This window comes from Methylobacterium sp. B1 (genome assembly GCF_000333255.1).
Lineage (GTDB): Bacteria > Pseudomonadota > Alphaproteobacteria > Rhizobiales > Beijerinckiaceae > Methylobacterium > Methylobacterium fujisawaense.
This window is the reverse complement of sequence record NZ_BACT01000912.1, coordinates 1-1,594: the sequence shown is the minus strand read 5'-3', so window position 1 is coordinate 1,594 and position 1,594 is coordinate 1. Positions and strand designations below refer to the sequence as shown.

Annotated in this window: 2 protein-coding genes; one reads left to right on the top strand and one right to left on the bottom strand. The window is 76.4% G+C overall.

The annotated features are described in order from the left end of the window. Nucleotides 1-358 (top strand): aminotransferase class I/II-fold pyridoxal phosphate-dependent enzyme (locus I53_RS25805; protein WP_043356216.1); only part of this gene is annotated, 358 nt, incomplete at its 5' end. Nucleotides 359-368: 10 nt separating this feature from the next. Here I53_RS25805 and I53_RS25800 read toward each other — a convergent pair. After that, on the bottom strand, nt 369-1,594 hold a 1,226-nt coding region (locus tag I53_RS25800), incomplete at its 5' end, for a sensor histidine kinase (RefSeq protein ID WP_043356214.1).

The window sequence follows — 1,594 nt, the reverse complement described above, 5'->3', positions numbered from 1 at the left end:
GCACGGACACATCACGGCCGCGCTGGTGCATGCGCTCATCACCGAGGGCGCCTACCGGCGGCACCTCGCCGAGACCCGCCGCCGGCTCGCCGGCGCGATGGTGCAGGCCGCCGCGGAGCTGCGCGCCTGCGGCCTGGAGACCTGGGCGCAGCCCCGGGGCGGCTTCTTCCTGTGGATGCGCCTGCCGGACGGGCGCGACGGGGCCGATGTCGCCCGCCGGGCGCTCGCCCGCGGCATGGTGCTGGCGCCGGGAACCTCGTTCAGCCTGTCGGATGCCTGGAACGGCTACATGCGCTTCAACGTCGCCCATTGCGCCGATCCGCGGATCCGCCCGATCCTGCGGGAGGCGCTGGGCTGAGCGTTCCCGGTCAGGCCGGGAGAACCAGGTCCGCCCGCAGGCCGCCGAGTTCGGACCGTCCGAGGCTCAGGCCGCCGCCGTAGAGTTCGGCGAGTTCCAGGGTGATCGGCAGCCCGAAGCCGTGGCCCGGCACGCCCTCGTCGAGGCGGCGGCCCCGCGCCATGACGGCGGAGGCCGCCGCCGGGTCGAGGCCGGGCCCGTCATCCTCCACCGACAGGGACACACCGCCGTCGCGCGCCGTCGCGGAGACCCGCACGCGGCTCCGGCACCAGCGGCAGGCATTGTCCACGAGGTTGCCGAGCATCTCGTCGAGATCCTGGCCCTCGCAGGGGACCGACAGGGCCTCCGGGACGTCGAGGTCGATCGCCACGCCCTTCTCGGCATAGATGCGCGTGAGCGCAGCCCGCAGGTCCGACAGCCGGGGCGCCAGGGCCGTGCGGCCCCGGGCCGATCCCGCCAGGGCCGCGGCCCGGGCGCGCCGGAGGTGGTGCCGCACCCGCCGGTCCATGTCGTCCACCTGCCGGCGCAGGGCCCCGTCCGGGTCGCGGGCAGGCTCCGCGAGCGCCATCGACAGGGTGGCGAGCGGCGTCTTGAGGGCGTGGGCGAGGTTGGCGACGTGGCCGCGGGCGCGTTCGAGGTTCTGCGCGTTCTGATCGAGGAGGGCGTTGAGTTCCGCCACCACCGGCGCGATCTCGGCGGGCTGGTCCGCCGGCACGCGCTCGCGCCGCCCCGCCCGGACCGATGCGAGGTCCGCGCGCAGGCGCGTCAGCGGCGCGAGGCCGAGGCGCACCTGGACTGCCAGACCGGCGAGCAGGCACAGGCCGAGGATGCCCAGCGCCACGGCGAGGCTGGTCAGCGCCTCGCGCAGCGGCCCGCGCAGTTCTCCCTCCGGCGCCGCCGCCACGATCGTCGCGGGCTCGGGCCCTGGCACGACCAGGACCCGGGCGATGAGGGGCTCGCCGTGCGGCCCCGTGCCGGATGCCGGATGCGGCCGGCCCGGATCGTCGTCCGGACCGGGGTCGGACAGGCGGATGTCGCCGCCCCGCCAGGAGCCGGAGCGAATCGTCTCGGGGCCCCGGCGCACCTCCCAGGCCCAGCCGGGGCCGGGCCGGTCGAAGGGTGGTGCGTCAAGCGTCTGCGGGAGGATCCCGGCCTCGAGTCCCGCGCGCAGGGCCACGATCTGCGCGTCGAGGCGGCCGTCGAGCTGCCCGCGCAGAAACCGGTGCAGGATGACCC